This is a genomic window from Ramlibacter sp. (assembly GCF_035706265.1).
Taxonomy (GTDB): domain Bacteria; phylum Pseudomonadota; class Gammaproteobacteria; order Burkholderiales; family Burkholderiaceae_C; genus Ramlibacter.
The window spans coordinates 1-6,241 of the sequence record NZ_DASSVG010000490.1 but is presented as its reverse complement, the minus strand read 5'-3'; the positions used below and the strand labels follow the sequence as shown (position 1 = coordinate 6,241).

The 6,241-nt window shown below is 73.2% G+C and carries 7 protein-coding genes; 4 read left to right on the top strand and 3 right to left on the bottom strand.

The genetic code is table 11. From position 1 onward, the window contains the following. Positions 1-166 precede the first annotated feature (166 nt). Positions 167-817 carry an SPFH domain-containing protein gene (locus VFM98_RS17580; protein WP_325111198.1) on the bottom strand — a complete coding sequence of 217 codons (651 nt, stop codon included), beginning with the start codon at positions 815-817 and terminating at the stop codon, positions 167-169. A gap of 28 nt (positions 818-845) precedes the next feature. Beyond that, positions 846-1,484 carry a hypothetical protein gene (locus tag VFM98_RS17575; RefSeq protein ID WP_325111197.1) on the bottom strand — a complete coding sequence of 213 codons (639 nt, stop codon included), beginning with the start codon at positions 1,482-1,484 and terminating at the stop codon, positions 846-848. 142 nt (positions 1,485-1,626) lie between these two features. Here VFM98_RS17575 and VFM98_RS17570 point away from each other — a divergent pair, with 142 nt between their 5' ends. Genes VFM98_RS17570 through VFM98_RS17560 form a run of 3 tightly spaced genes read left to right on the top strand, consistent with a single transcriptional unit; the run spans position 1,627 to position 5,167 of the window. Continuing rightward, entirely contained in the window at positions 1,627-2,322 is a 696-nt protein-coding gene (locus VFM98_RS17570; RefSeq protein ID WP_325111196.1) for a response regulator transcription factor, read from the top strand. Further along, positions 2,319-4,418 carry a HAMP domain-containing sensor histidine kinase gene (locus VFM98_RS17565; protein WP_325111195.1) on the top strand — a complete coding sequence of 700 codons (2,100 nt, stop codon included), beginning with the start codon at positions 2,319-2,321 and terminating at the stop codon, positions 4,416-4,418. The genes VFM98_RS17570 and VFM98_RS17565 overlap by 4 nt, the downstream gene beginning before the upstream one ends. Before the next feature lie 47 nt (positions 4,419-4,465). Continuing rightward, positions 4,466-5,167, top strand: coding sequence for a D-Ala-D-Ala carboxypeptidase family metallohydrolase (locus VFM98_RS17560; RefSeq protein WP_325111194.1), 702 nt, complete (start codon positions 4,466-4,468; stop codon positions 5,165-5,167). On the opposite strand, the gene VFM98_RS17555 is transcribed toward VFM98_RS17560, so the two are convergent. After that, positions 5,152-5,472, bottom strand: coding sequence for a hypothetical protein (locus VFM98_RS17555; protein WP_325111193.1), 321 nt, complete (start codon positions 5,470-5,472; stop codon positions 5,152-5,154). The two genes, VFM98_RS17560 and VFM98_RS17555, sit on opposite strands and share 16 nt — an antisense overlap. Positions 5,473-5,660: 188 nt before the next feature. Here VFM98_RS17555 and VFM98_RS17550 point away from each other — a divergent pair. Beyond that, positions 5,661-6,241, top strand: a 581-nt coding sequence (locus tag VFM98_RS17550) for a Gfo/Idh/MocA family oxidoreductase (protein ID WP_325111192.1), incomplete at its 3' end; no start/stop codon positions are given.

Sequence of the window (6,241 nt, the reverse complement as noted above, 5' to 3'; positions counted from 1 at the left end):
CGCGCCTGCGGCCACCGCAGCAGGCGCAGGCACGGCGGCCCAGCGCGAGGCATTCACGTGCATCGCCGCATCGTTGTACGCGGCCAGGTCGCCGTCGGCGAGCTCGCCCTTCTGCACCGACGCCAGTTCCGTCATGGCGCGCTCCGCCGCAGCGGCAGCACCGGCATCATCCGCCCGCCGCGCGTGCTCGTAGGCCAGCGTGCTCCACACAGACGCGCGGCGCAACGCAACGCGGTTCCTCCCATAGGCCGGCAGCCCCTTCACTTCCACCCGCTCCAGCACCTCCGCGCGCCACCGGTTCCATGCGTGCCGCTGCACGGGCCCGAGCGCCGATCTCCGCGTCCAGCTCGGGCGGCAGGTTGCGCGCCGCCTGGGCGATGCGCGTCGCGTCCAGCGCATAGCGCACGGCCACGTCCACGCCAACCGACAGGCCCTCGACCGACTGCACCGGCGCGCTGCCCGCCGCCTGCGCGATCTGCGCCGGCCGGTAGACGCGGTCGCGCAGCGAGAAGACCTGCGCCTCGTGCAGCCCGGGCACGACCAGGATGCTGCCGTCGCGCCACTGCACCACGCTGCCCGTGACGCGATTGGTGCGCACGCCGATCTCGCCCGGCCCCGCCGTGCGCAGCGGCGGATGCGCCACCACCAACCACGCGAGCAAGGCCGCGGCGGCCGTGACCGCGACGGCCCGCCGCGCCTGCAGCAGCCGCACCTGCGTGCCTTCGGCGAACAGCGGGTCGCCGCGGCCGGGGCGGCGGATCCGGCGCGCCAGGCCGATGCGCAGGGCGCGGAGCAGGGACTTCAGACGCTGCAGCATGGCTCTTCTCCCCGGTGCGGGCGGCGGATCAGGAAATCTGCTCGGTGTAGTGCGCGGTCGGCGCGTTCAAGCCCGGGCGGGCCCGCGTGGACAGCAGCAGGTACACCCCATCGTCGACGTCGATCACGAAATCGGGCTGGCGGTCGCCATCGAGGTCGGCGATGGCGCGCACCACCGTGTGGTCGGCGCCGGGCCCACCGAGCACGTAGTCGTGGCTCTCGCCGGCGTAGGCGATCGTGTAGCGGATGCCCTGGTCGACGTAGGCGGCCAGCAGGCTGAAGCGCGTGCCGCCGACCGAGAGCTCGTGCTGCACGCCCATGCGCGGCTGCTGCAACACGGCGGGGTAGCGGTAGCCGGTGCGCCGGCCCTCCTTCAGCGCCACCCCCGGCTCGCGGAAGTAGAGCGCGTCGGCAGCCACCGTGGTGGCCTGCTCGCTGGGCTTCACCGCGCGCACTTCGACAGCCTGATCCAGCGGCACGAGTCGAAACCAGCCCTCTTCGGGCCAGGGGCCGGTGCTGGCCGTCACCACCTCCTCGCGCCAGGTCTGCGCGTCCAGCAGCAGGCCGGTCTCGGGCCGCGCCTGGGCCCACAGCGAGGCGGCGGCGACGCAGGCCACGGCGACGCAGGCGAATCGGGCGACGGCGGAAACGGTCTGGCGGCGGCTCATCGAATCTCTCCTTTGCGTTGGGACGATGGAGTCATTCTTCGAATCCGCCCGGGAGCGAACAATGCGGCGCCGGGTCGGCTTCATTCACGCTCCGGAAGAATTCTTCCGCTGCGCGCCGCCCCGGGGCTTCCATAATCGGGCCATGACCCGCGTGGCCGTGATCGAGGACGACCTGCCCACCAGCAACCAGCTGGCCGGCTGGATCCGCGCGGCCCGCCCCGGCATCGAGGTGGACCAGTGGTTCGACCGCGACGCGGCCGAGGCGGCGCTCGCGCGCGAGCAGTACGACGTGGTGCTGCTCGATATCGAGCTCGGGCGCGAGCGCCACGCCGGCGTGGCCCTGATCAACGCGATCAACAAGCAGCGCACCGGCGTGCCGGTGCTGGTGGTCTCCGCGATGCCGGCGGCCATCTACCGCAGCATCATGAAGGCGCTCGACGCCTGGGACTACCTGCAGAAGACCACCTTCGAGGAAGCCGACTTCATCGAGACCTTCCTCGAGATCCTGCGCGTGGCGCGCGAGCGGCGCGAGCGCCAGCAGGAGGGCGCCCCGGCGGCGGAGGAACTGGCGCTCGACCCGCTCTGGCAGCGCACGCCCACCTGGCGCGGCGAGCGCGTCAACCTGCCGCTCACGGCGCAGCGCATCCTGGCCACGCTCTACCAGCGGCGCGGCGAGGTGGTCTCCTACGAGGAGCTGTTCGAGGTGGTGAAGAGCGAGCGCAACCGCGACAACGTGCGCAAGCACGTGAGCACGATCCGCGACGCCCTGCGCGAGGTCGATCCCGGCTTCGGGCACATCGAGAACGTGCCGATGCGCGGCTTCCGCTGGGTGCCATGAAGCTGCGGGAGCTGGGGCTGCCCGAGCTGCTGGAGGGGCCGCGGCTGGGGCTGGCGTCGTTCCGCCGCCGGATCCTGATCCGCGGCGTGTTCCTGCTGCTGGCGCTGGCCACCCTGGCGCTCGCGGTGGTGCTGCTGCAGGACGAGAAGGCGCGCAGCTACCGCAACTACCAGCAGGCCTTCCGCAAGACCCAGGCCGACCTGATGGCGCGGCTGCGCCAGCCCTCCGGCCTGCTGGCCCTGCTCAATCCGGACGCCGCCGGGGCGCCGACGCCGCTGCGCCCGCTGGTGCTGCCCTATGCCTCGCTCGACGTCGAGGACCCCGGCAAGGCGCAGCAGGCGGTGGACCAGGCCGGCTGCTCGGTGGTCTATCCCGACGACAGCGCCGTGTGCGCCGGCGTCGGCAGCAGCGCCTACGCCGGCAACTTCATCTACCTCGTGGGCAGCTTCACGGCCGGCGACCTGATCGGGCGCGCAGCCGGTGACCGCGACCTGTTCGGCGTCCACCGCGCCGTGATCCGGCTGGAGATGCGCGGCGAGCTGCGCAGCTGGATCGCCCCCTTCGAGCAGCTGTCGATGCGCGGCGAGCCGCTGGTGCGGGGCCGCTTCGTGGCCTACCCGTGGAGCGGCGCCAGCGAGCTGCCCGCCGACGCACGGCCGGTGCGGAACTTCCGCGCCAGCGTCTGGCAGAGCGCCTCCTGCGCCACCGGCGAGCTGCCCGAATGCGCGCGCCGGGTCTCCTACGCGATGCGGATCCCGATCGAAGGCTTCCGCGGCGCGCTGGAGCACCAGCCGCCGGCCTGGCCGCCGCCGGACCTGGATCGCATCCACGTGCGCCTGCTGGTGCTGCCGCCGGAGAGCGACCGGCCGCTGTTCGACAGCAATGCGGCCGGCGCGGTGGCCCCGGCCGTGCTGCAGGACCTGACGGCCCTGCTGCAGCCCGGCGAGGTGCTCACGATCTCGCGGCTGGACCACGGCCAGGCGCCGCCGGTGGCGGTGCTGAGGGCGCGCGACGACGGCGCCGGCCGCAGCTCGCCGGCGGTGCTGCGCCTGATCGACCGGCTGCCGGTGGCCGCCCGCCCCGGCAACCTGAGCGCGCGCGAGACCATCACCACGCCGCTGGGCACCTTCGAGGCCCGGCTCACCGGCGATGCCCGCGGCATCGACCAGGGCCTGGGCGTGATCGCCACCCGCATGTCCTGGTACGTCGCGGCGATGCTGGGCGCGATCGTGCTCGCCTGGGTGGTGATCGAGGTCGGCCTGATCCGCCGGATCGCGGTGCTGACGCGGCGCGCAGCCGCCGTGTCGCACAACGTGCAGCTCGATGCGCCCGGCGCCGCCGGCGTCGGCCAGCTCGATGTGTCGGACCTGCGCGGCCCGGACGAACTGGGCATCCTGGCCGGCGGCCTGGGCGACCTGCTGCAGCGGGTGAAGAGCGACGTGCAGCGCGAACAGCTGCGTTCGCAGCGCGAGCGCGACATGCTGCAGGCCGTCGGCCACGAGATCCTCTCGCCGCTGCAGTCGCTGATGGTGCTGCACCCCGATCCCGAGGACCCCGCGCACCGCTACGTGCAGCGCATGCAGCAGGCGGTGCGGGTGCTGTACGGCCAGGCCTCGCCGAGCGAGGCACTGGAGGCGGCGCAGCTGGAGCTCGCCCCGGTGGACCTGGACGCCTTCCTGCGCGAGGTGGCCGGCAACGCGCAGTTCGCCGGCATCGCCGACGTGCGCTACACCCCGCTGGCGGGGCCGCTGATGGCGCGCGTCGACGCCTTCTCGCTGGAGGACATCGTCACCCACATCCTGCGCAACGCGGACCGGCACCGCACGCCCGGCACGCCGATCTCGCTGTCGCTGCAGGAGCGCGGCGGCATGGCGGTGATCGGCGTCCACAACCTCGGGCCGGCGATCCCGGAGGACATGCTGCAGCGCATCTTCGACTACGGCGTCAGCGGCGCCGCGGCCGAGGAAGGCGGCGGCCGGCGCGGCCAGGGCCTGTTCGTGGCGCGCACCTACATGGCCAAGATGGGCGGCACGGTCGAGGCCGCCAATGTAGGCGGCGGCGTGCTGTTCAGCCTCTCTTTCCCGCTGGAAAGCTGACCGCCTTCCGACACGGTCCGGCACGCGCCTGCGCTAAGGTCGACGCCATGGGAAAGCCGCATGCCCCGAAGCGCCTCTGCCTCGTCCTTGCGGCCGTGGTCGCGCTGCTCTCGGGCTGCTCGCGCGGGCCGTCGTCGCAGCTGCCGCCGGCCGGCGTGATCCCCGCGCCGCCGGCGACCACGGTGCCCGCGCCGCCGCCGCCCCCGCCGCCGGAGGTGAAGCTCAGCGACCCCGAGCGCGACAGCATCCTGTTCACGGCCTGGCGGGCCAAGCATCCCCAGGAAGTCGACACCTTCGCCGCCTACCTGGTCGGCGAGAACCTGGCCGACGTGGTGCCGCTGTACCAGCTGCTGCGCAGCGCCTCGATGTGGAAGGAGTGCCGGGCCGAGCCTTTCGAGATCCCGCCGGCCAGCCAATGGGAGCAGGTGCGCGACGTGCTGATCCTGCTGCGCGAGCTGCAGCAGCGCGGCGTGCTGTCCGAGGTGGAAGTGGTGTCCGCCTACCGCGACCCGCGGCTGAACCGCTGCGCCGGCGGCGCCCCCGGCAGCTCGCACCAGCGCTTCGCCATCGACCTCGCGCCGCTGTCGGCGCAGGCCGGCAAGCAGCTGTGCGCCTACTGGCGCGAACAGGGCAAGGACTGGGACATGGGCGTGAGCCGCTACCCGAGCGGGCGCATCCACATCGACCGGGCCGGCTACCGCACCTGGGGCGCGACCCACCGGCGCGGCAGCAGCTACTGCCTGGCCTGAGGGCAGCCGTCCGCCGCGTGCAGCAGCAGTTCGCGCATGCCGCCGAAGGCATCGCGCACGGTCTCCTCCAATGCCTCGCCCTGGGCGCGGATCGCCAGCAGGCTGCCGTCGCTCAGCTGCGCCTGCGCGCGCACCGCGTAGCCGCTGCTGCCGCGCGGCATCAAGGGCGGCTGCAGGCACACGTCCCAGCGCGCGACGGCGCCACAGGCGGCATCGAGGCCGCTGATGCAGGCCCGCGCGAGCGCCTCGGCCCGCCGGGACGAAATCATGCCGACGAAGCGGACGTGGACGGCGGAGGTGGACATGGCGGGACTCCTGCGAGTGAGTGCGCCAACGATCGCCTGCCGCGCCGGAATGCCAATTGACGTTCGTCAACCGGGTCTTCGCCCTAGGGTAAGCCCGGAGCATGCAATGCTTCCCGGTGCTTGGGGATTCTTTCGATGGGCGGGGCGGGCGAATCCCGCTCCAATCGGCCCGCAGAAGGAGGATCCGCATGATCCGCGCCGCCATCGTCGGCCTGGGCACCTGGGGCCAGAACCTCGTGCGCAGCGTCCACGGCCGCAGTGCCGCCATCACCTTCGTCGCCGCCGCGACGCGCACGCCGGAGAAGGCGCGCGAGTTCGCGCAGGCGCACGGCCTGCGCCTGCTGCCGGCCTACGAGGACGTGCTGCGCGACCCGGAAATCGACGCGGTGGTGCTGGCCACCCCGCACTCGCTGCACACCGAGCAGGTCGTCGCCGCCGCGCAGGCCGGCAAGCACGTGTTCTGCGAAAAGCCGCTGGGCCTCGATGCCGCGAGCGCCGAGCGCGCGGCCCGCGCCTGCGCCGAGCACGGCGTGACGCTGGGCGTGGGCTACAACTGGCGCTTCCAGCCGGCGCTGCGCGAGATCCGGCGGCTCGTCGAAGACGGGTCGCTGGGCCGCGTGCTGCACCTGGAAGGCAACTTCTGCGGCCCCAGCGCCTACCGCTTTCCCAAGGGCCACTGGCGCCACGACCGCGAGGAGGTGCCCGCCGGCGGCATGACGGGTCGCGGCGTGCACGTGGTCGACGCCATGCTGTACCTCGCCGGCCCGAT

Excerpts from the sequence above, each read along its gene's own strand:
- VFM98_RS17580 (WP_325111198.1), bottom strand. The coding sequence starts at position 817 with ATGCTGCAGCGTCTGAAGTCCCTGCTCCGCGCCCTGCGCATCGGCCTG.
- VFM98_RS17575 (WP_325111197.1), bottom strand. The coding sequence starts at position 1,484 with ATGAGCCGCCGCCAGACCGTTTCCGCCGTCGCCCGATTCGCCTGCGTC.
- VFM98_RS17570 (WP_325111196.1), top strand. The coding sequence starts at position 1,627 with ATGACCCGCGTGGCCGTGATCGAGGACGACCTGCCCACCAGCAACCAG.
- VFM98_RS17565 (WP_325111195.1), top strand. The coding sequence starts at position 2,319 with ATGAAGCTGCGGGAGCTGGGGCTGCCCGAGCTGCTGGAGGGGCCGCGG.
- VFM98_RS17560 (WP_325111194.1), top strand. The coding sequence starts at position 4,466 with ATGGGAAAGCCGCATGCCCCGAAGCGCCTCTGCCTCGTCCTTGCGGCC.
- VFM98_RS17555 (WP_325111193.1), bottom strand. The coding sequence starts at position 5,472 with ATGTCCACCTCCGCCGTCCACGTCCGCTTCGTCGGCATGATTTCGTCC.